At 71.8% G+C, this 21,249-nt stretch carries 19 protein-coding genes and 3 pseudogenes; 9 read left to right on the forward strand and 13 right to left on the reverse strand.

What is annotated here, in order from left to right; translation table 11 throughout:
* A partial coding sequence (locus UK82_RS10695) for a transposase (RefSeq protein WP_161849103.1) occupies positions 1–329 on the forward strand: 329 nt, incomplete at its 5' end.
* A gap of 312 nt (positions 330–641) precedes the next feature.
* Here the strand turns inward: UK82_RS10695 and UK82_RS10700 are convergent.
* Positions 642–1,481 (reverse strand): hypothetical protein, encoded by an 840-nt coding sequence (locus UK82_RS10700; RefSeq protein WP_055407019.1) that lies wholly within the window; start codon positions 1,479–1,481, stop codon positions 642–644.
* Between the two features lie 58 nt (positions 1,482–1,539).
* Positions 1,540–2,661, reverse strand: coding sequence for a hypothetical protein (locus UK82_RS33990; RefSeq protein ID WP_152989857.1), 1,122 nt, complete (start codon positions 2,659–2,661; stop codon positions 1,540–1,542).
* 492 nt (positions 2,662–3,153) lie between these two features.
* Here UK82_RS33990 and UK82_RS10710 point away from each other — a divergent pair, with 492 nt between their 5' ends.
* Complete coding sequence (locus UK82_RS10710; protein ID WP_055407021.1) at positions 3,154–3,534, forward strand: hypothetical protein; 381 nt, start codon at positions 3,154–3,156, stop codon at positions 3,532–3,534.
* 21 nt (positions 3,535–3,555) lie between these two features.
* Here the strand turns inward: UK82_RS10710 and UK82_RS37200 are convergent, their stop codons facing one another.
* Both UK82_RS37200 and UK82_RS37205 read right to left on the reverse strand, forming a co-directional pair.
* Complete coding sequence (locus tag UK82_RS37200) at positions 3,556–5,235, reverse strand: tetratricopeptide repeat protein (protein WP_304438048.1); 1,680 nt, start codon at positions 5,233–5,235, stop codon at positions 3,556–3,558.
* 3 nt (positions 5,236–5,238) lie between these two features.
* Positions 5,239–6,741, reverse strand: a pseudogene (locus UK82_RS37205) (TIR domain-containing protein); the annotation flags it as partial.
* 283 nt (positions 6,742–7,024) lie between these two features.
* Between UK82_RS37205 and UK82_RS10720 the strand changes: the two are divergent.
* Positions 7,025–7,840 (forward strand): mycofactocin-coupled SDR family oxidoreductase, encoded by an 816-nt coding sequence (locus tag UK82_RS10720; RefSeq protein WP_055407023.1) that lies wholly within the window; start codon positions 7,025–7,027, stop codon positions 7,838–7,840.
* A gap of 14 nt (positions 7,841–7,854) precedes the next feature.
* Positions 7,855–8,562 (forward strand): TetR/AcrR family transcriptional regulator, encoded by a 708-nt coding sequence (locus tag UK82_RS10725; RefSeq protein WP_044887970.1) that lies wholly within the window; start codon positions 7,855–7,857, stop codon positions 8,560–8,562.
* A 323-nt stretch (positions 8,563–8,885) separates the two neighbouring features.
* Here UK82_RS10725 and UK82_RS10730 read toward each other — a convergent pair whose 3' ends face one another.
* The 3 genes from UK82_RS10730 to UK82_RS10740 all read right to left on the reverse strand — a co-directional run bounded on the left by UK82_RS10730 (position 8,886) and on the right by UK82_RS10740 (position 11,747).
* Positions 8,886–9,611, reverse strand: coding sequence for an ABC transporter ATP-binding protein (locus UK82_RS10730; protein ID WP_044888645.1), 726 nt, complete (start codon positions 9,609–9,611; stop codon positions 8,886–8,888).
* Between the two features lie 5 nt (positions 9,612–9,616).
* Positions 9,617–10,408, reverse strand: coding sequence for an ABC transporter permease (locus UK82_RS10735; protein WP_236705774.1), 792 nt, complete (start codon positions 10,406–10,408; stop codon positions 9,617–9,619).
* A gap of 196 nt (positions 10,409–10,604) precedes the next feature.
* Positions 10,605–11,747 carry an ABC transporter substrate-binding protein gene (locus UK82_RS10740; protein WP_083507130.1) on the reverse strand — a complete coding sequence of 381 codons (1,143 nt, stop codon included), beginning with the start codon at positions 11,745–11,747 and terminating at the stop codon, positions 10,605–10,607.
* 258 nt (positions 11,748–12,005) lie between these two features.
* Here UK82_RS10740 and UK82_RS10745 point away from each other — a divergent pair, with 258 nt between their 5' ends.
* The gene (locus UK82_RS10745) at positions 12,006–13,070 is read left to right on the forward strand and encodes an LLM class flavin-dependent oxidoreductase (protein ID WP_044888646.1); all 1,065 of its coding nucleotides are present in this window, start codon (positions 12,006–12,008) and stop codon (positions 13,068–13,070) included.
* A 9-nt stretch (positions 13,071–13,079) separates the two neighbouring features.
* Entirely contained in the window at positions 13,080–13,991 is a 912-nt protein-coding gene (locus UK82_RS10750) for an LLM class flavin-dependent oxidoreductase (protein ID WP_044888647.1), read from the forward strand.
* 511 nt (positions 13,992–14,502) lie between these two features.
* On the opposite strand, the gene UK82_RS10755 is transcribed toward UK82_RS10750, so the two are convergent.
* The 5 genes from UK82_RS10755 to UK82_RS10770 all read right to left on the reverse strand — a co-directional run bounded on the left by UK82_RS10755 (position 14,503) and on the right by UK82_RS10770 (position 18,747).
* On the reverse strand, positions 14,503–15,198 hold the full coding sequence (locus UK82_RS10755; RefSeq protein WP_044888648.1) for an NAD(P)-dependent oxidoreductase: 696 nt from the start codon (positions 15,196–15,198) through the stop codon (positions 14,503–14,505).
* Positions 15,199–15,334: 136 nt separating this feature from the next.
* The gene (locus UK82_RS33615) at positions 15,335–15,487 is read right to left on the reverse strand and encodes a hypothetical protein (protein ID WP_161849104.1); all 153 of its coding nucleotides are present in this window, start codon (positions 15,485–15,487) and stop codon (positions 15,335–15,337) included.
* Positions 15,488–15,543: 56 nt separating this feature from the next.
* A complete protein-coding gene (locus tag UK82_RS10760; RefSeq protein WP_055407025.1) occupies positions 15,544–16,350 on the reverse strand; it encodes an LUD domain-containing protein in 807 nt (268 codons plus the stop codon).
* Positions 16,347–17,927 (reverse strand): lactate utilization protein B, encoded by a 1,581-nt coding sequence (locus UK82_RS10765; RefSeq protein WP_055407026.1) that lies wholly within the window; start codon positions 17,925–17,927, stop codon positions 16,347–16,349. Before UK82_RS10765 ends, UK82_RS10760 begins: the two co-directional genes overlap by 4 nt.
* Before the next feature lie 67 nt (positions 17,928–17,994).
* The gene (locus UK82_RS10770) at positions 17,995–18,747 is read right to left on the reverse strand and encodes a (Fe-S)-binding protein (protein ID WP_044888650.1); all 753 of its coding nucleotides are present in this window, start codon (positions 18,745–18,747) and stop codon (positions 17,995–17,997) included.
* A 323-nt stretch (positions 18,748–19,070) separates the two neighbouring features.
* On the opposite strand from UK82_RS10770, the gene cysK reads away from it, so the two are divergent.
* From cysK to cysE, 3 genes and pseudogenes are all read left to right on the forward strand, one after another.
* Positions 19,071–19,902, forward strand: an 832-nt coding sequence (cysK, locus tag UK82_RS10775) for a cysteine synthase A (RefSeq protein ID WP_236705775.1), incomplete at its 3' end; no start/stop codon positions are given.
* A 1-nt stretch (position 19,903) separates the two neighbouring features.
* Positions 19,904–20,003: pseudogene (locus UK82_RS37210) on the forward strand (cysteine synthase A); the annotation flags it as partial.
* A 3-nt stretch (positions 20,004–20,006) separates the two neighbouring features.
* On the forward strand, positions 20,007–20,744 hold the full coding sequence (gene cysE, locus UK82_RS10780; RefSeq protein WP_044888652.1) for a serine O-acetyltransferase: 738 nt from the start codon (positions 20,007–20,009) through the stop codon (positions 20,742–20,744).
* 13 nt (positions 20,745–20,757) lie between these two features.
* On the opposite strand, the pseudogene UK82_RS37215 reads toward cysE, so the two are convergent.
* Positions 20,758–21,249: pseudogene (locus tag UK82_RS37215) on the reverse strand (phosphatidylinositol diacylglycerol-lyase); the annotation flags it as partial.

Raw genomic sequence — 21,249 nt, forward strand, 5'->3', positions numbered from 1 at the left:
CCAAGGAAGAGCTCCGCGCACTGCTCGCTCTCGCCGGCACCCACCCCGACCGCACCGTGATCTCCCACCGGCTCGCGAGGTTCTACACCTGGTGCGCCGACGCCGACGTCCCCGAGCTCGAACGCCTCGCCACCACCGTCAGCACCTGGTGGACCTGCATCGAAACGTTCCTCCACACCACGATCACCAACGCCGCCAGCGAAGGCTACAACCGCGTCGTCAAACTCGACGCCCGCAACGCCTACGGATACCGCAACCCCACCAACCAGCGCCTACGAACACGCTGCGCAACCACCCGTCGAGCCCGCGGATGCCTCAACCCCGCCTAACTTCGAAGAGCCACATATATACGCCCTCGGCTACCAGGAACTGACCGGCTCCCGTGCCGATCTTGTCGAGGTCCTCAACCTCGACAAACGCGCCGCGAGTACCCGGGAGGTCGTCGACATTCAACTCCTCAGCAACATCCAGGCCAAGATCAAAGAAGGTGGTGACGCCCTACGGATCAACAACCTGCCCCGCCAGCAGACCTGGTGCCAGGCCTGCGCCACCTGCGACCTCGCCGGCATCTGCCGTGACCGCCCTTAGCCAAGGAGTCGCTTTTCCGGCGAAATTACCGCAAGTTGTGACCGGTTGGCCCGTCATTGTGGGCCCATGTTCTGAATGTCGTGGGGCAGCTCCGGCAACCGACCCAGGAGAAAGCCTATTCCGGCGTCAACGACCCATTGCGCCGTATCGGAATCGAGAGTCCATGGTCGCCGCATCAGCAGGCGTCGCAGGCCGGCACGGTCGACAGCCTGTGTGGGCGCTGCTCCCGCGAGTGCCTGCCAATGAGCGCCGTCCCGCCAGTGCGGATCGTCAGGGCTATCGAGTGCGTGCATGAACCGGTCGACCAGCCCAGGCCACGATGGTGTTCCCCACCAGTGTCGGCAGGCCAGCCCGCCGTGACCCGCCGCACGCCAGAACGCGTACCGCACCCCGTGCTCCTCGGCCGTCGTTGCGAAGCCGCCCATGGCTTCATCGGCATGGTCGCGATACTCGTTCAGATCGCTGCCTGCGAGCTCAGCGAGCGTCCCTCCGGTCGGCAGGTGCCTGGTGGGGTTTACCAGCCATCGCCAGATCCGGGCAGCGAGCCATTCAACCGCACCGTGGTCAAGCACATCGCACTGCTCCACCCGAAAATGTGGCGCGAGCCTAAGGTCATGGCGCCAGCGCCGGACGATTTCCCGTACCCGCCAGCTACTGTGTGCGTTGATCCGCAACATGTCACCGTCATGTAACCGTCCTTGGCTGTGCCAGTCCTCGACCGGGCTGTTGCGCCAGGCACTGTTGACGATCCCGACCGCCGCAAGACCGAGGATGGGTCCGAGTCCGTCGGGATCGACCCCCACCTGGTGGCGCAGGATCGCCCTCATCAGTGCCTGCTCCTGCTGCTGGGACATCGAACCGTCCGAAACCGCCGCCAAGGTCTTCTCAGCCATGAGATCACGGTGCCAGATTGTCGCAGACACAATGACCGCGGGTGCGGATCGCCCATGATCACAATGCTTCGCCCGGATGCCCGGCGAGGTAAGTCTCCGCGCACAGTCGGTCCCACGGCCATCCGCGCTCGCTGCGCAGAGGAGTCGGCATACCGCAGGCCGAGCACGGTTCCAGGTGTGAGCTGGGTGAGGCCGGTGGCAGGGGCGTCGGTATCCTCGTCAGGATCAGTTCGGTGGGGTGTCGGGTGGCCAGCTGCACGTGCCGGCGGACGGCCGATTTGGGTGACTTTGCCGGCCGTTCCCGTCTGTTGGGCACAGTCGTCGTCTCGTCGGCCGCGAAATCGGCCGCCTGCTGTCTCGACACGAGGATTCGTGCCTTACCGAACGAGATCGGCACCAGCTCTCCGTCAGGCAGCTGTTCGGCAATGTCGCCCATCGGCATGGGTAACGGCGACGGCTGGAAAAGGAACCCACGGCCGTCGGTCTCACGGGCCCGGGTGAGCTGGCGGACGCCGAGCAGTCGAAGGTCCTGCGGATGTCGGGCGGCGAGTACGTCGGAGATGGTGGTGGTGAACCGGAGCTCAGGGACCCGGTCCTTCAGGTCGACCTTCGGGCCGGAGTTCCACACGGCGGTAATGCCCAGCTCGGCAGCTTTCCGAGTGCGGTCCAGATGGTCCTTCTTCTGGGTAAGCTGAACTTCAATGCTCGTCGGCTGCACCACGCCGGCGACGACCAGATCCGGAAAAGTCCTTCCGCCGTCCTGGCTGCGCTCCCGGGAGGTGACCGGCCGGCCGACGTGGTCGAAGACGCTGCCCCAGACAGTCAGCAGTCCCTCGTGTTGCGTGTCGATGAGGCTGGCGATCTTGTGGCTTCCGCCCGATCCCTCACCAGGGAAGTGCGCGGCGAAGCGGGTCCCAGTGCTCTTGAAGACCTTGAGGATTAGCGGTGCGCCCTGGCACTGCGGAAAGAGGCACCGGGCGGTGGGTGAGTCACGGCTGGAGACCTCTCTTGCCGCCCGATCCCACAGCTCAAGACCGTCGGGTCGACCCAGGGTGGGGTCGGACAGATCGAGCGTCTCCCCGGTGGCAGCAAGCTGGATCCGCCGGAACCGTCCCGGTGGAGGGGTGTCGCGGCCGACCTTCTGAATCAAAAGATCACCCCCTTCACCTGAATGATTCATCGACCAGACTCGGCGCACCAGGGGTTTGACGCAGAAGGTGCCGAATCTGTGATCCCGGAGGGGCGCGGAGGAGCTGGTGACACTGCGGAGAAGGCAGCGCAACTTCCGTGACGGTCGCGGGGCGGATACTCGGGTGGAGGGGGAGGGTGATCCCGGAACGAGCTACCATGATCGTTTCGGGTCTGTGTCATCCGTAGCGAGATCGCGGCGACGGGGTACCTCGTAACATGCTGGCGTGACCATCCACCGTGACTGATCATCCCTGGAGGGATGGCAGTACGAGGGGCAGTCCGATCTCCGTGCGCGGCAAGGTCCCTGAGATGGGAGAGGACGGCGATGTCCGCGGAATCCGTTGACCCTAGAGGTGACGCCGGGACCGGAGGTGATCCGGAAGTTGGTCCGCCGACGCCCGACACCGATCCAGCAGCGCAAGGCGGCACAACGCGGTCGGCGGAGGCGGCTCCGGAGACGGACGCCGAGCCGGGCCCGGCCGTGTCGACCGACGAGGTCCCGAAGTCCCTGCGCCCGGTCAACTGGGACGGCTCGTTCAGTCGCACCTGGAACGCTCGCATGAGCGAGCAGTGGGCCAGTCAGCGTGCCGCTGAGCAGGAGAGAGAGTGGGGCCGGCAGCAGCTCAGTGAGTATTGGCAGGAGACAGAGAAACGCCTGCATTCCGAGGCACAGGAGGAGTCTGCGCGGCGGCGTGAGGAGGGGCACGCGGCGTCGGACGATGTCCGAGCTGAGCGCGGGACTGCCGCCGAGGAGCTGTATCGCAAGCTGGACAAGCTTGATCGGTTCTCGCCGCCCGAGGCCGACGGATCGACCGGGGCAAGCGAGTCGACCGAGAGAGGCGGGTCTGCCGGACCGGAGTGACTGGACGTGGACCGTCCCTGACTACCGCCAGTGGTCGAGCCTCGGCTCGATCCGGGTCGGCTGGTCCAGTGGCGGCGTCTCGCGGCGGCTCTTGCTGTTGATGTCAGCAATGGCGCGGCGAGCAGACACGGTGTCCTGGTGAAACGGGCCGTGTTCGCGCAATGAGTCGGCGAGCGCGGCGCGGTAGAGCCGCACGGCGTCGGCGGGCCGGCCGGCTTGACGGTAGGTGTCGGCGAGGGTCTGCCGGCTGGTACGGGTATCCGGATGTCCGGGGCCGACGACCTGTTCGCGGATGGCCAGGACGCGTTCGTTGAGGTCGACGGCCTGCCTCAGCCGGCCGCTGAAGCGGTAGACGTCAGCGAGTCCTTCGGCGGTGCGCAGGGTGCCGTCGTCTGCGACACCGTGCGTCCGGCTCCGCTCGGCGAGCAACCGTTCAAGCAGAGGCAGTGCCGCCTCCATCTGCCCGGTGTGGCGGTAGGCGCCGGCCAGAGCGCCCCGGATGTCGAGCGTGTACGGATGCGCGGAGCCGAGGACACGCTCGTGGCGGTCGAGGACTTGTTCGAGATGAGGTATGGCGTCGTTGGCCCGACCCCGCCCAAGGTGGGCTGCGGCGAGTCCTTCACGGCTCTCCGTCGTGTCGGGATGGTCGGAACCAAGGACCCGCTCACGACCAGCCAGCGCACGGTCGAACAGGGGGACCGCCTGGTCGGGTCGATCGGCGCGTAGGTGAGTGCGGGCAAGGCCATGCGCGCTGTCGAGAGTGTCGGGATGCTGGGGGCCGAGAACCCTGTCGCGGTCCGTCAGCGCCCGGTCGAGTTCTCGGGTGGCGTCGTCGAGGCGTCCGGCCTGGCGGTGGGTGATGCCGAGTTGGTGGCGGGTGTGCAGGGTGTCGGGGTGGTCCGGGCCGAGGACGCGGGTGCGGTTGGTGAGGGTCTGCTCGAACAGGGGCGTGGCGTCGCCGGGGGAGCCGAGGCGGCGGTAGGCGATGGCCAGCTGGTGGCTGGTGCTGAGGGTGGCGGGATGGTCGGTGCCGAGGATGCGGCGGCGGTCGGTGAGGGTGTCGCGGAGCAGGCGGGTCGCCTCGTCGCCGCGTCCGGGAGTGTCGTCGTAGGCGCCGCCGAGGCTGTGGCGGCTTTCGAGGGTGTCGGGGTGGGTGGGGCCGAGGACGCGGGTGCGGGCGGCGAGGGTGCGTTCGAACAGGGTGGTGGCGTGGTCGAGGTGGCCGGCGCGTTGGTAGGCCCAGGCGAGGGTGGCCTGGGATTCCAGGGTGTCGGGGTGGTCGGGGCCGAACAGGCGGGTGCGGTCGGCGAGGGTGCGGGTGGCGAGGCGGCCGGCGTCGTCGACGTGGCCCGCGGCGAGGGTGGCGCGGGTGAGGGTTTCGCGGGCGGTGAGGGTGTCGGGGTGGTCGGGGCCGGCGAGGTGTTCGCGGGCGGCGGCGGCGCGTTCGGCCAGGGGCAGGGCCTGCTCGGGCTGGCCCTGTTCGAGCAGGTAGGCGGCGGCGTGCTCGGCGAGCCAGGCCGCGTGCGGGCCGTCGACGACGGTGGCGGCGTCGGCCTCGGTCGGGGTGGGGCCGGTCTTTGCCGGGGTGGGGCCGGTGTCGGGGCGGGCGTCGGCGGCGGTGTCGAGGACGGCGAGGGTGTGGGGGAGGAGTTCGCGCCAGGCGGGCCAGGCGGCGGGGTTGCCGGCGACGTCGGCGGGCAGGGNGGCGTGCAGCATCCGGCGCAGGGAGTCGGTGAGCTGGTCGGCGTGCTCGGGGGCGGTGTCGGCGCGGACGGCGGCGCGGACCAGGGCGTGCATCGTCACGGCGGAGCCGTCGCGGTGGGCCAGGGCGGAGCGTTCCAGGGCGCCGATCGTGTCGGCGAGGTCGAGCGGGTCGGCAGCGGCGGCGCGCAGCTCGGCGTGGTCGAGGGCGTCCGGGTCGGCGGTGAGCAGGTGCAGCGGCAGGGGCGTGGCGTCGCCGTGGGCGGCGAGGCGCAGCAGTTCGGCCGCCGCGGGGGAGTCGGCGGACAGCCGGCGGATCGGCTCGTCCCACAGGGTGGCGGCGGTGGTCCCGGGGCGGCCGGGCACCTCGCCCTGGCCCAGCAGGCGGGCCGGCTGGTCGGTCAGCGCCTGCAGGTAGACCTCGGCGGGCAGGCGGCCGGTGGTGATCCGGTGGGCGGCCTGGTCGAGGGCGAGCGGGTGGTCGGCGAGTTCGGCGGCGATGCCCGCCGCCACCGCGAGGTCGACGGCGGGCAGCCGGTCGGTGAGCAGGGCGATCGACTCGGCGCGGTCCAGCGGTGCCAGGGCGACGACCTGGCCGAGGCGGTCCCAGTCGGGGTTGCGGGAGGTCAGCAGCAGGCGGCCCGTCTCGCTGGGGCGCAGCCAGTCCGGCAGCGCCGTCCCGGCGGCGTCGTCGAGGACGATCAGCCAGCGGCCGTCGGCGCGGTCGAGGCGGGCCAGCACGGCGGCCGGTTCGGCGTGCTCGGGCAGTCCCAGCGCCGGCGCGAGGGCGCGGATCCGGTCGCCGAGCAGTGCGGGGCGCCCGGCGGGCACCCACCAGACGGCGTCGAAGTCCCGGCGGTGCGCCCGGACGTACTCGGTGGCGACGCTGGTCTTGCCGATGCCGGCGAGTCCGGTGACGGCGACCAGCGGGGAGCGGGCCAGCGCCGCGTCGAGCCGGTCGAGCGCCTCGCCGCGTCCGACGAACGCGGCGGGCGGCGACGGCACGTTCCACACCGCCGGCAGGTCACCGGGGTGGATCGGGCTGTGTGGGTGACGCGCGGCGCGGCCCCCCTCCGGCGGCGCGGGCTCGCCGCCGCGCACGGCCGCGAGCAGGGCGGTCTCGCCGGCGAGCGCGCCGCGGTCGAACAGGTTGATCGGCGCGATCTGGCCGAGCAGGCCGGGCACCGGGCGGTCGGTCACCCGGGCGACGAGCAGCCGACGATCGCCGTCGGCCAGGCGGGGCGACCAGGCCGCGCCCCATTCGGCGACCGCGTCCGCGGAGTTCAGGTAGCCGTCCGAGACGACGGCGATCGTGTACCGGGCCTGCCGGGTTGCCCGGTCCAGCCAGGCGACCCGATGGGTGCCGGCCACCCGATCCCATGACTCGATGAGGACCCGCAGGTCGGCGCGCTCCAACGCCCCGGCGATCCATTCGGCCCAGGCCCGACCGTCCTCGGTGTACGACACGAAGCAGTCGAGCGCGTCCCCCTCGCCCCCGACGGTCACCGGACAACCATCCCATAGTTACCGAAACGACCCACTCCTCGCCCAGCTGGAGGGATAAATCGGACGCGGAGGGCTCCGGCTCGGCGCGGGCGGCGGTCTCGGCGGTGGGCGGACGAGTGACGGAGGGTTGGGCGTGGGCAGCTATGTCCAGCGACGTCACGGGAGGAGCACCCATTGTGCGTCATTGACGTGAAAGGGGAGGTAGGTCGTAGGCTGAGTGAGTACTCNACCAAGTGTCGGGTCGGCGGTGGCCGGGCGCTGTGACGTGGGATCGGAGACGGCGATGAGCGGTCGGGTGGCGGGCAAGGTCGCGCTGGTGACGGGGGCCGCGCGCGGGCAGGGGCGGGCGGACGCGCTGCGGCTCGCGGAGGAGGGCGCCGACGTGATCGTGGTCGACGTCTGTGCGCCCCTGCCGAGCGTCGACTACCTCTCCGCGACCCCGGAGGACCTGGCGGAGACGGTCTCGCTGATCGAGAAGACGGGGCGCCGCGTGGTGTCCGGGATCGTGGACGTCCGCGACCTGGAGGCCCTGCGTGCCATCGTCGACGACGGCGTGGCGCAGCTCGGCCGGCTCGACGTCGTCGTCGCCAACGCCGGGATCTGCATCCCCCGGGCGTGGGACAAGGTGACCCCGCAGATCTACGAGGACACGATCAGCACGAACGTCACCGGGGTGTGGAACACGGTGATGGTCGGCGCGCCGCACCTGGTGCGCGCCGGCGGGGGCTCGATCATTCTGATCAGCTCGGCGGCGGGGCTGAAAGTGCAGCCGTTCATGGTGCCGTACACGACGAGCAAGTTCGCGGTGCGTGGCATGGCGAAGGCGTTCGCGGCGGAGTTGAGCCAGCACCACATCCGGGTCAACAGCGTGCACCCGACCGGCGTGAACACGCCGATGGGGACCGGCAGCATGCGGGAGCGGATCGAGGAGGGGATCGCCGGCTACGATCGGCTCGGCCCCATGTTCATGAACCTGCTGCCGGTCGACGGCACCGAGCCCGAGGACGTCGCCGACACCGTGCTGTTCCTGGCCTCGGACGAGTCGAAGTTCATCACCGCGCATGAGATCGCCCCCGACGCCGGCAACACCGAGTTCTGAGGCCGAGGTCTGACGTGGGGCGCGGCGAGGGGAGTGCCGGCGCGGGCCGGGCAACCACGCCGAGCGTGGCCCCGCCGGGGGAGCCGGAACTCAGCGCGCGGGAGCGCATCCTGGCCGCCGCGGAGGTGCTGTTCGCCGAGCACCGGTTCGACCGGACGTCCACCGCCCGGATCGCCGCGGCGGCCGGCGTGCCGCACGGGCTGATCTTCTACCATTTCAAGACGAAGATGGACCTGCTGCTCGCGGTCGTGCAGCGAGATCGGGTGACCACCCTCGGCGAACTCGACCTGCCCGCGCCCGATCTGGCCCCGTCCGACGTGCCGTCGCCCGATCTGCCCGCGCCCGATCTGCCCGCGCCCGACGTGCCCTCGTCGGAGCGGGCGGAGTCGCGCCGGGCGATCGCCGAGCTGTGGCGGCATCTCACCGTCGTGCTCGGCCGGCCGTCGCCGGTGCATCGCATCGTCCTGCAGGAACTGGCCGTCCACGAGGAGATCCGGCGGCGGGCGATGGAGAGCACCGACGCCGCCGCGACCGTGATCGCCGGCCGGCTCGCCCGGATCTTCGGGTGCGACGTCCCGACGCCGGAGCAGGTCGCCGCGGCCCAGTTGCTCACCTTCGCCGCGTCGATGGCACCGCTGCTCGACCAGCCCGACCACACCCTCGTCGACCCGGATGCCCTCGCCGCGCTACTGGCTCAGGGCCTGTCTCCGCCGGACGCCTGAGCTGCCCGGTCCTGCGCGGCCGTCCCAGGTGGTGTTCGGCCACGAGGATCTGATGGGACGAGGGAGGGGAACTCGGGGCTCGGCCTGCCCACCAGNCGCCACATCCATCGCGTCTTTGTGTGACCGTTTGTGCGCGAAATCGTGCCGAGGCTTCGGTACGGTTTCGCGCCCGAAAACCGTACCGAAGCCTCGGCACCATCTGGCCGCAGTCTGGCCGCAGACCCGGCTGGGGATAGCCGGGTGCGGGCGACCGTGCAGCGCTGACGGATCAGCAGACGACCCGGGGCGACGAGCTTGGTTCGGACCCGATAGTCGAGCCGCGTCTAGACGTCGGCGACGGCCGAGGGGTCGGCGACGTGGGTGTCGGTGACGCCGAGCAGGCCGAGCAGCCGGGCGCGGGCCTGCTCGAAGCGCGGGTCGCGGCGGTCGTCGAACAGCTCGCGGGTCTCGATCTCCTCGTCGAGGCGGCCGTCGCGCAGCACGATCACCCGGTCGGCGAGTTCGAGGGCCTCGTCGACGTCGTGCGTCACCAGCAGCACGGCCGGGCGGTGCCGCTCGTGGAGCTGGCGGACCAGATCGTGCATGTGGATGCGGGTCAGCGCGTCGAGGGCGCCGAACGGCTCGTCGAGCAGCAGCAGCTCGGGTTCGCGGACCAGCGCCCGGGCGAGTGCGACGCGCTGCGCCTCGCCGCCGGACAGCGTCAGCGGCCAGGCCTGGGCGTGATCGGCGAGACCGACCTCGGCCAGCGCCCGGGACGCCTCGTCGCGGCGGCGGGAGCGCGGCAGGCCGACCGCGACGTTCTGCCACACCCGGCGCCAGGGCAGCAGCCGCGGCTCCTGGAACACCACCGAGCGCAGCGCCGGCACCTCGACGCTGCCCTCGGCGACCGGGTCGAGACCGGCCAGGGTGCGCAGCAACGTCGTCTTGCCGCCGCCGCTGCGGCCGACCAGGGCCACGAACTCCGAGTCGGCGATGGACAGGTCGAGCCGGTCGAGCACGACGTGCGAGCCGAACGCGCGACGCAGGCCGCGCACCGTGACGGCGTTCACCCGCGTCACCTCCCGCGCCAGGCCAGCAGGCGCCGCTCGGCGAGGCGCACGATCACGTCGGTGATCAGGCCGAGGGCGGCGTACACGACGACGACGACCATCAGGATCTTCGTCTGGAACAGCGACTGCGCGTTGTAGATAAGCAGGCCCAGGCCCTTCTGGGCGTTGATCTGCTCGGCGACGACGAGCGCGAGCCAGCTCAGGCCGAGCGAGTAACGCACGCCGGTGAGGATGCTCGGTGTCGCCCCGGGCAGGACGACGGTCGCGATCAGGCGCAGCCGGTTCAGGCCGAACTGGCGGCCCATCTCCAGCAGACGCGGGTCGACCGTGCGCACGCCCGACATCGTGTTGATGTACATCGGCAGCGCCGTGCCGATCGTGATGATGAGGATCTTCGGGGTCTCGTCGACGCCGAACCAGAGGATGAACAGCGGCAGGATCACCAGGAACGGGATCGTCCGCAGCATCTGCAGGGTGGCGTCGATGGCCTCCTCGACCGGCCGCCACAGGCCGACCGCCACGCCCAGGGCGAGGCCCACGGCGATGCCGATCGCCGCGCCCGTCAACGCCCGGCGCACCGACACCCACAGGTTCGACGGGAGCTGGCCGTTGTTCCACAGGGTGACGAACTCGTGGGCGACGTCCCACGGCGCGGGCAGGACCTCCGTCGACCACCAGCTCGACGAGCTGCCGACCTGCCACAGCGCGACGAGCAGGATCGGGACGATCGCCCGGCGGACCAGGCTGGGAACCCACCGCCGCCGACGCCGGTCCGCGCCGCCGGCGCTGAAGGTCACCCGCCGCCCGCGTGCCGCCGCGGGCGAACCCGCGGCGGCACGCGTGACAACAGCGGTGGGCGTGGCCTCAGTAGTGGGCGTGGCCTCAGCGGCCGGCGTGGCCGGCGTGGCCGGCGTGGCAGCGGGCGGGCTTCCGGGTGATGCGCCCTCGGGCTGCGTCACGGTCGCCACGGCACGCGGGTCTCCCATCGTCCGCTCACTTGACGGTCGTGACGGCGAAGTTCGCCGGGAACTTGGCCTTGTAGGAGGCGATGGCGGCGGCGATCGCCGGGTTCAGCTTCGTGTTGTAGCTGCCGGCGACGTTGACCTTGCCGGGCAGCAGGCCGGCGGCCTGGAAGGTGTCGGCGATGGCCTGCTGGTCGGTCAGTGCCTTCGGGTCGACGGGGCCCACGGCCGAGTTCGCGCTGTTCTCCGAGGCCTTGAAGTTGGCGGTGACGGACTCCAGCGGCTGGTTGGTGTTCGTAGCCGTGATCTTGTCCCACTCGGCGGGGTGCGCCCGGGTCCAGGCGAACGACGCCTCGATCCGACCGATGTAGTCGGCGATCGCCGCGGACTTCGCCGGGTCGTCGAGGTCGGAGGTGTAAGCGTTGTAGGCGCCGACGAGGCCGCCGAGGCTGCCCTTGAGGATCGGACCGCCGTCGGCCAGGATCGGGTTGCCCTTGGCGACCGCGACCTGCACCGTCTTGCCGAACCCGGCCAGCGCGTCGACGCTGCCGCCGAGCAGTGCGCTCAGGCCGTCGGCCGGCGTGAGCGGCACCGGCTGGATGTCCTTGAAGGTCAGTCCGGCGCTGGCGAGCTGCTTGAGCAGGAAGTACTGCGTGGTGGTGTTCTTGGTGTACGCGACCTTCTTGCCCCGCAGGTCGGCGATCGAGGTGATGCCCTTCTTCGCGACCGTCCACTGCAGCGACGTCGGCAGCCGCAGCGTCGCGACGGACACGAAGTTCGGCTTGGTACCCCCCGCGGCGATCAGCACGTTCGCGACGCCACTGCCGCGGGCGAGGTCCGCGCTGCCCTGGTTGACCGCCCCGGTCTGCGCGCCGCCGTCGGGGTAGGTCTGGAACCGCACCTTGTACGGGGTGTCGAGCAGGCCGGCCGCCTTGAGCAGCGCCTCGTCGCCGCCGATGGCCGCCGGGTAGGTCGCCACCCGCAGCGTCACCCCGGACAGGTCGGGGCCGCTCGACGCGCTGGCCGCGGCCGGGCTGGCCGCCGCGCTCGACCCGCCACCCGAATCCGAGCCGCAGGCCGCGAGGGTCACCGCCAGGCCGGCCGCGACGGCGACCGCAACGGCGCCGCGCACGCGGCCGCCGATCCTGCGCTGGACTGATCCCCGCTGATACATCGAAAACTCCTACATGATCCACTCCCGGCGTCCCCGGGTCCGGGTGAAGGTTTCATGCCATGACGTACTTGTCAACCGAAAGGGTAGAGATGGCCCACAAAGGGCGGCGCAGGTTACAGTCCAGGCAAAACGGCGAGACGGGCGCGGGTTCCAGCAGCTGATGGCAAGCTGAGCGTCATGCCCTGATCCACTGACGAGGCTTCGTCGGCGCGGGCCCGTCGCCTCCGAACACGTACCGACGACGATCGAGGGCATCTGGTGGAACTGGGAATCAACACGCTCGGCGGCGTCTCCACAGACCGGCGCACCGGGCAGACGCCGACCGAGCATGAGCGGCTGGCGTCGATCGTCACCCAAGGCGTGCTCGCCGAGCGGCTCGGCTTCGAGGCGTTCTCCGTCGGGGAGCACCACGGCGACCCGCACTTCGTGACGAGCGCACCGCCGGTCATCCTCGCCGCCATCGCCGCACAGACCGAGCGGCTGCGGCTGATGACCGGGGTGACGCTGCTTCCCCTGCTCGACCCGGTCCGCGTCGCCGAGGACTACGCCACCCTCGACGTCCTCTCGGGGGGGCGTGTTGAGATCGTCGCCGGGAAGGGCAACTTCGCGAACGCCTCCCGGCTGCTCATCGGCCAGGACGACCCGGACCGCGGGACGTTGCTGCGCGAGCACCTCGACCTGCTCCTGGAGATCCTGCGCACCGGGCACATCCCGGCGTGGCCCGCCACCTCCCGCCCGGCGTTGAGCGACGCGCACGTCACCCCGCGGCCGGTGCAGCCGCAGCTTCCGGTCTGGCTCGGGGCGACCCGCAACGTGGACTCCGTCGAGCTCGCCGCCGGCAAGGGCCTGCCCGTCCTGGTCGCCGGGTTCCGCGCCGGCACCTACGCCGACTTCGCCGACCACTACCGCGAGGCGTTCGCCGCCGCCGGCCACGACCCGAGCCGGGCCCGGGTCGCCTCGCTGTCCACCGTTGTCGTCGACCACGACGAGGCACGCGTGCGCCGCGAGTACCGCGCCTACTGGGAGCAGACGGTCAACGCCGCCGCGCAGCGCAACCAGGGCCTGCGCCAGGACAACCGTGCCCAGCGCCTGCTCGACCAGGGCTTCGACGAGCTGACCGGCCCGACCGGCCAGATCCTCGTCGGCACCCCCGAGTACGTCGCCGAGCGGCTGATCGGGATGCACCAGGACCTCCGCCACGACCTGCACTTCCTCCAGATCGACAACGGCCTGGGGGCCGCGGGCACCGAAGAGATCATGCACCTGATCGCGGAGGAAGTGGCTCCCCTCGTCCGCAAGGAGACCGCGCTCAGCGCGGCATAGGAGATACCGATGACCGACGACGACCGACCGCTCGACCACCGACCGCTGCGGTTCGGCACCTTCCTGTTCCCCCGCACCGTGGCCGGTCGCGCGCTGCTCGACCATGCCGCGCAGGCCGAGGAGCTGGGCTACGACCTGATCGCCGTGCCCGACCATCCCTACAACCCCGACTACGTCGACCAGGTCGCGCTGCTGTCGGCGGTGGTCGGCCGCACGTCGTCGATCCGGGTGCTCACCGACGTCGTCAACCTCGCCCTGCGCCCGCCGGCGGTGTTGGCCAAGACGGCGTGGACGATCGACCGCCTCGCCCCCGGCCGGCTCGACCTCGGCCTCGGCACCGGCGGGCTGTGGGACCAGATCGCCGCGATCGGCGGCCCGCGGTGGAAGCCACGCGAGGCCCGGGAGCGGCTCGCCGAGGCGATCGACGTCATCCGGCTGCTGTGGTCCGGCGACGCCGACGTCACCTACGCCGGCCAGTACTACCAGCTCGACCATCCGCAGCCGCTGCTCCCGCCGCAGGAGCCGATCCAGCTCTGGATCGGCAGCGGCGGCCCGCTGATGCGCCGGCTGACCGCCGGGGTGGGCGCCGGCTGGATCCCCAACGGCAACCGCCTCGACCTGGACACCGTCCGCGCCGACGCGGCGCACTTCGACACCGAGCTCGCCGCCGCCGGCCGGTCGCGCACCGCGGTTCCGCGCCTGTACAACGCCTTCTTCGGCCACAAGCTCCAGGACCGCTCGGAGGGCTTCCTCGTCGGCCCGGCCAGCCAGTGGGTCGACGAGCTCACCGCCCTCGCCCTCGAACTGGACTTCGACACGTTCGTCCTCGGCGACCGCGAGACCCCCGTCGAACACCTCCAGATCTTCGCCGACCAGGTCATCCCCCAGGTCCGCGCCCAGGTAGCCGCCGCCCGCCCCTGACCGCCCCGCTTCCCTGCTCATCCGGCGGGATCTAACTTCCCTGCTCATCCGGCGGGATCTATCGGACGCGAAACCCTCCGGACCGGCAAGGACCGCCGCCATGGCCGTCCGGCCGAGCCGAGGCGGCAGTCCTGGAGACGCGGCGCTCCATTCACTCAGTGCGACAAAGGATCAACGTGCTGACCTGGGCGGTTACACCACCGCAGGGCCGCTGCAAACGGCTGTGCAGGGGAACGGCGCCACGTGGTTGCTCTGTAGGGACAAATCGGACGCCGAACCATACAGAAGAACCAGGCGGCTGCTCTCCCACGCATCCGCCGCGCGCCGTCGCCCGCGCAGCGCCCATCGCGACGTCACGCAGGGTGAAACCGGGCCTGGGAGCGGAATTCCGAGGCGCTGCACCAGCCAGATCCGTGATCATCCCTGCCGGGATCGCGACAGTGGGAAAGGCGCTGGACCGGCAGGGAAGCCCAAGCCGGCGCCGGGCCGGCGGGAGGGCGGGGCGGGTGGGTCAGTCGCGGCCGAAGGCCTCCCGCCGGATCACCTGGAGCAGGGTCGGGGCGCCCTCGCTGGTCGTGATCTCGATCGTCCGACCGGCGAACCGGTCCTCGGTCGCCTGCGCCAGCAGGCAGTGCGCGAGGTCCGCGCGGCTGGTGAACACGCCGTCCAGCGGGCCGTCGCTGACCTCGTAGGGCGAGACGTGGTCGGCGTCGAACAGGCCGGACGATCGGATGACCGTCCAGTCCAGGCCGCTGTCGCGCACGATCTGCTCCATGGCCCGCATGTCCGCGTAGGTGCTCCGGCCGATCGTGCGGGCGAGCAGCGGCTGCATGACCCGGTTGAGCAGGAACCCGCCCTCGCTGTGCGGGTGAGGTTCGACCGCGGTGGAGCTGACCACGGCCAGCCGCTTCACGCCGAACCGGATCATCGCGTTCGTGATGGTGGTGGCGGCGGTGCTGTAGACCGTGATCGGCGCCCGCGCGAACGGCACGCCGACGGTGCTCAGCACCGCGTCGACTCCGTCGACGGCCCGCGCGGTGGCGGGCTCGTCGGCGACGTCGGCCCTGACGACGGTGAGCCGCTCGCCGATCAGCGGGAACTCCGCCGGTCGTCGCGTGACCGCGACGATCTCATGGTCTGCCTCGAGGGCCTGCCGCACCACCAGCCGCCCGGTGGGCCCGTTCGCCCCGAAAACCGCGATCCTCATACCTGCCTGGCCTTTCGCCTGGGAATCGTTCGTGTGGCGGCGCGGCCTGGTTCGTCCGCGCCACCGCGCTCTGCGAATACGTCGAGTCCCAGCCGTCCGATGTGACAGACCCGCGGATGCGCCGGCGACCGCCTGATCAGATGGAAGTCGCCGGACCGACGTGAACGGTGCCGGTGCCGGTGCCGCTGTCGGTGGTGGCGGCGGCGAGTCGTTCTGCCAGTGAGCTGAGCAGATCGCGAAGCTCGTCGGGTTCCTCGACGACGAACGGGAAATTCAGTCCCGCCAGCACGGCGGGTACCCAACCCGCCGGGCGGACAAGGCCGGTGCGTGGAGCGCGGTGGGGCGTCAGACTGTCGGGTCGGTCGGGTCGGTCGGGTCGGTCGGGTCGGTGACGAGGATGACGGCGAGGGTGCGGGGGCCGTGGACGCCCTCGACGCGGTCGAACTCGATGTCGCTGGTGGCCGACGGGCCGCTGATGAGGGTGATCGGGCGGGTCGGGTCCAGGCGGGCGAGCAGCTCGGGGACGCCGTGGACGACCTGGTCGGCTCGGACGACGCAGACGTGGACGTCGGGCACCAGGGTGATCGCGCGCCGGCCCTGGTCGGGGGAGCCGTCGAGGGCGATCGTCCCGGTCAGCGCACAGGCCGCCGCGCAGCCGGTGACCACCGCCGCGAACCCGTCAAGCTCGACGGCGGTGAAGCCGCCGTCGACGACGCCGTCCGGGCACCAGCCCGCCGGCAGCCCGGGTGGGACGAGCACCGCCCCGCCTCCCCGCCCCGCGGAATCGGGCGGATATTCCGCGGAGCGGGGTGAGTGTTCCGCGGAACCGGGGGGATTATCGGCGGACGGGGGTGGGTGTTCCGCGGAACCGCGTGGGTGTTCGGCGGAGGCGGCGGCCAGGGCTGCGCGGATCGCCGCCGGCTCGTCGCCGGGGGCCGCGTCGACAACGGACGCGCGGTAGTCGACGAGCCGGCGGCGCAGCAGATCGAGCAGCGGCGGGCTGCCGGGCGCCGGTCCGCCGCCTCGGTGGTATTCGCGGGGGATGTCACCATCGTCGTCCGCACCTGGTCCACGCACTCCACCGCCGAGGCCGACGCCCGCGTTGGCGTTCGCGGCCCGGATGCGGGCCAGCACCTCCTCGCGCGCGTTCACGCCGACCCATCCGGCCCCGCGGAACCCGCCGGCCCCGCGGAACCCGCCGGCCCCGCGAAACCGCCCGGTGGCGGGGGATTCGCTTGACCTGCCGGATGCGCGGGGCCGCCGCGGGTGCGGGACCACCACTGGCGGAAGGTCTCCTCGGGGGGCCGGGGGGCGTCGCGGCTGGACGTCCATGCCGACAGCGGCGGGGGCAGCGACGACAGCCGGCCGGTGGCGCGACCCGCCAGCCGGCCGAGGCGGGAGGCGGTCTCGGCGGCGGCGAAGCGGGTGGGGGAGGACATCACCCAGGCTGCGGCGGCCATCGTGAGCGCCTCCGCGGTCGGCAGCGGGCGGTCGCGGGCGGCGTCGACGTGGGCGGTGCGCAGGCGGACGAGCAGCGACGGGATGTCGATGCGCACCGGGCAGACGTCGTAGCAGGCGCCGCACAGGCTGGAGGCGTAGGGCAGCGAGGCGTTGTCGTCGCTGCCGGAATGGATCCCGGTGAGCTGCGGGGACAGCACGGCGCCGATGGGGCCGGGGTAGACCGAGCCGTAGGCGTGGCCGCCGGTGCGTTCGTAGACGGGGCAGACGTTCAGGCAGGCCGAGCAGCGGATGCAGTGCAGCGCGTCGCGGCCGACGGCGTCGCCGAGGGCAGCGGTGCGGCCGTTGTCGAGCAGGACCAGGTGGAACGCCTGCGGCCCGTCGCCGGGGGTGACGCCGGTCCAGGTCGACGTGTACGGGTTCATCCGCTCCCCGGTCGACGAGCGGGGCAGCAGCTGCAGGAACACCTCCAGGTCCCGCCAGCTCGGCACGACCTTCTCGATGCCCATCACCGTGATCAGCGTCTCCGGCAACGTCAGGCACATCCGGCCGTTGCCCTCGGACTCGACCACGACGAGCGAGCCGGTCTCGGCGACGCCGAAGTTCGCCCCCGACACGGCGACCCGCGCCCGCAGGAACGTGCGGCGCAGGTGGGCACGGGCGGCCATCGCCAGGCGGCGCGGTTCGGCGGTGAGCGACGGGTCGACGCCGGGCATCTCGCGCAGGAACAGCTCGCGGATCTCGGCGCGGTTGCGGTGGATCGCCGGGACCAGGATGTGGCTGGGCACGTCGTCGCCGAGCTGGATGATCAGCTCGGCGAGGTCGGTCTCGTGCGCGGTGATGCCGGCGTCGGCGAGCGCGGCGTTCAGGCCGATCTCCTGGGTGGCCATCGACTTGACCTTGACCAGCTCGGTCGCGCCGGTGGCCTGGACGAGGCCGGTGACGATCGCGTTCGCCTCGTGGGCGTCGCGGGCCCAGTGCACCGTCCCGCCGCGGGCGGTCACCTCGGCCTCCAACCGGACGAGGTGGTCGTCGAGGCGGGCCATCGTCGCCCGTTTGATCGCCTCGCCGGCGAGGCGGAGCTGCTCCCAGTCGTCGAGTTCGCCGACCGCCGCGGCCCGTTTGGTGCGGATGACCCCGGTGGCGTGGCCGAGGTTGCGGCGTAGCTGGCTGTCGGCGAGAGCGTCGCGCGCGGCGGCGGGGAAGGGCCGGTCGCCGCGTAGCTGCCCCACGCCGGGCGGCGCGGGAATCCCGAGGAACGCCGCCGTCACCGGGCTCCCGCCTGACCGCCGCACGTCGGACCGCCGGCCCCACGGGGACCCGTACGGTGTGGCTCGCTCATCGGAGGGTCGCCTGGGTGCTGGCGAGGATCTCGGCGAGGTGCACCGTGCGGGTGGCGGCCCGCAGCCGGGTCAGGCCGCCGCCGATGTGCATCAGGCAGGACGCGTCGCCGGCGGTCGCCACCTCCGCGCCGGTGCCGAGGACGTGGCGCATCTTGTCGGCGAGCATCGCCGTCGACGTCGGCGCGTTCTTCACCGCGAAGGTGCCACCAAACCCGCAGCAGGTCTCGGCCTCCGGCAGCTCCAGCAGCGTCATCCCGGCGACCTGGCGCAGCAGCCGCAGCGGCCGGTCACCCACCCGCAGCACCCGCAGCGAGTGGCAGGTCGGATGGTAGGTGACCCGGTGTGGGTAGTAGGCGCCGACGTCCTCCACCCCGAGCACGTCGACGAGCAGCTCGGACAGCTCGTACGTGCGGGCCGCGACCGCCTCGGCGCGGCGGGCGAGCGCATCGTCGCCGGCGTCGCGGGCGAGTGCGGCGTGCTGGTGGCGCACCGAACCCGCGCACGATCCGGACGGGGTGACGATCACGTCGGCGGCGACGTCGGCGTCGTCGAACACGTCGACGTGGTGGCGGACCAGCTCGACCGCCTCGCGGGCGTAGCCGGTGTTGGTGTGCATCTGCCCGCAGCAGGTCTGCCCGGCGGGGAAGACGACCTCGTGACCGAGGCGTTCGAGCAGCTCGGTGGTGGCCTGCCCGACCCGCGGGTACAGCGCGTCGACCAGGCAGGTCACGAACAGCGCGATCCTCATCCGCCCCCGCCCCCGCCCCCGCCCCCGCCCCCGCCCGCTCGACGCCGAGCCCCGGCGTCCAGACCGCCTGCGCCGCACCCTCGCCGCCGGATCCGCGCCACGGGCTCGAAACTATCCCGGCCGGACCGCGGACGTCCCCCCATCGCGCAACGCCGCCGCGGCGTCGCCACGCCGGTGGGTGCCGGCTGCCGTGCCGGTGGGCCCCGCTGCCGCGATCCGGGTGCTCGATGGTGCCTTATTGCTCATGGACGGTTCCGCGCCGGAGTCGGGACATACCCTGGCCCAGTGACGATGAGGGGCGCCGACCGAGGAGAAGAACGTCGATGAGGATCGCCGAGGACATCACGCGGCTGGTCGGGAACACGCCGCTGGTGCGGCTGCGCCGGGTCACCGACGGGGTCGGGGCCCAGGTCGTCGCCAAGCTGGAGTCGTTCAACCCGGCGCACAGCGTGAAGGACCGGCTGGGGCTGGCGCTCATCGACGCCGCCGAGCAGGCCGGCGCGATCGGCCCGGACACCATCATCGTGGAGCCCACCAGCGGCAACACCGGCATCGCGTTGGCCATGGTGTGCGCGGCCCGCGGCTACAAGTGCGTGCTGACGATGCCCGAGACGATGAGCGTCGAGCGGCGGATGCTGCTGCGCGCCTACGGCGCCGACCTGGTGCTCACCCCCGGCCCCGAGGGGATGGCCGGAGCCATCGCCAAGGCCGAGGAGCTCGCCAAGAGCGACTCCCGCTACTTCATGCCCCAGCAGTTCGAGAACCCGGCCAACCCGGCGATCCACCGGGCCACGACCGCCGAGGAGATCTGGCGCGACACCGACGGGCAGATCGACATCCTCGTCGCCGGCGTCGGGACCGGCGGGACGATCACCGGGGTGGCCGAGGTCATCAAGGCGCGCCGGCCGTCGGCGCGGTTCGTCGCGGTGGAGCCCGCCGCGTCGCCGGTGCTGTCCGGGGGCGTGAAGGGGCCGCACCCGATCCAGGGCATCGGCGCCGGCTTCGTGCCCGGCGTGCTCGACACCTCGCTCGTCGACGAGATCATCCAGGTCGAGGCCGACGACGCGATGGAGCTCGCCCGCCGCCTCGCCCGCGAGGAGGGCCTGCTGGTCGGCATCTCCGCCGGGGCTGCGGTGTCGGCCGCGCTGACGGTGGNGGGCCGCCCCGAGAACGCCGGCAAGCTGGTCGTCGTCGTGCTGCCCGACTTCGGCGAGCGCTACCTGTCGACGCCGCTGTTCGCCGGCCTGGGGGACTGAGCCGTGCTGGCGACGCTGCGCCGGGATCTGCGCACGGCACGGGATCGCGACCCCGCCGCCCGCTCCACCCTCGAAGTCGCGCTGTGCTATCCCGGGGTGCACGCCCTGTGGGGCCACCGACTGAACCACTGGCTGTGGACGCACCGGATGCCGCTGCTCAGCCGGGTCGGCGCCGAGCTGACCCGCACACTGACCGGCGTCGACATCCACCCCGCCGCCCGGATCGGCGAGGGCGTGTTCATCGACCACGCCACCGGCGTGGTCATCGGGGAGACCGCCGAGGTCGGCGCCGACGTGACGATCTACCACGGCGTGACGCTCGGCGGGACCAGCCTGGAGGCCACCAAGCGTCATCCGACGATCGGCGACCGGGTGGTGATCGGCGCCGGCGCGAAGGTGCTCGGCTCGTTCACCGTCGGCGCCGACAGCCGGATCGGCGCGAACGCCGTCGTCGTCCGCCCGGTCCCGCCCGGCTCGGTCGTCGTCGGCGTCCCCGGCCAGGTCATCAGCCCGAGCCGCCCGCAGCCCGCCCACGACGACCGGATGCCCGACCTGGTCGGCATCAGCCTGCAGTCGCTGCTCACCCGCGTCGACCGGCTGGAGGCGGCCCGTGCCGGCGCCACCGTCACGGCCGGCGCGGACGGTGCGGCCGGTGCCGCGTCCGGCGACGGTGCCGGGCAGCGGCCGCCGATCCGCCTGCCCCAGGCCGGCGTCTGGCAGGGCGAGGACTTCTCCATCTAGAAGGCCACTGGCACTACCAGTTGTAGTTCCAGTAGACGATTCCGCTGATCAGCCCCTCGTTCCAGCCGTCGTCGGAGTCGAAGAAGTCGAGCGGCATGACGCCCAACTGGCCCACGGTGCGCCACTGCTCGATGTTGCCCCAGATCGCGTCGTAGAGCGGCGGCTGGATGAGGTCGGCGTAGCCGTCCGGCGCGATCCACGGCGGGTCGTTCGCGCTCACGTAGTTGACGTAGAGGCGGTCGTCGCCCGGCTCGCGGTAGACGACCGACGCGTTCGCCTGGGCCCAGATCTCGTCGAACTTCACGCTCGGGTCACTGTTGCCCCAGTCGTCCTGGATGACGAGGTCCGGCCCGCCGTAGTTGATGCCGCCGAGGCCCGCCACATCACCGAGCAGCACGATCTTCCCGCGGGCCTGGCCCACCGTCGGGATGTCGCCGTCGGTGTAGTAGTACGACCGCAGGTACCTGTTGTTGAAGATCTCTCGGAAGGTCTCGTCGCTCTCGTT

Origin of the sequence: Frankia sp. ACN1ag (genome assembly GCF_001414035.1) — a bacterium.
GTDB lineage: Bacteria > Actinomycetota > Actinomycetes > Frankiales > Frankiaceae > Frankia > Frankia torreyi.

What these genes read in the sequence shown, in the direction of transcription:
- UK82_RS10700 (WP_055407019.1), bottom strand. Translation starts at nt 1,481, where the DNA reads ATGGCTGAGAAGACCTTGGCGGCGGTTTCGGACGGTTCGATGTCCCAG.
- UK82_RS33990 (WP_152989857.1), bottom strand. Translation starts at nt 2,661, where the DNA reads ATGAATCATTCAGGTGAAGGGGGTGATCTTTTGATTCAGAAGGTCGGC.
- UK82_RS10720 (WP_055407023.1), top strand. Translation starts at nt 7,025, where the DNA reads ATGAGCGGTCGGGTGGCGGGCAAGGTCGCGCTGGTGACGGGGGCCGCG.
- UK82_RS10740 (WP_083507130.1), bottom strand. Translation starts at nt 11,747, where the DNA reads ATGTATCAGCGGGGATCAGTCCAGCGCAGGATCGGCGGCCGCGTGCGC.
- UK82_RS10750 (WP_044888647.1), top strand. Translation starts at nt 13,080, where the DNA reads ATGACCGACGACGACCGACCGCTCGACCACCGACCGCTGCGGTTCGGC.
- UK82_RS10755 (WP_044888648.1), bottom strand. Translation starts at nt 15,198, where the DNA reads ATGAGGATCGCGGTTTTCGGGGCGAACGGGCCCACCGGGCGGCTGGTG.
- UK82_RS10770 (WP_044888650.1), bottom strand. Translation starts at nt 18,747, where the DNA reads ATGAGGATCGCGCTGTTCGTGACCTGCCTGGTCGACGCGCTGTACCCG.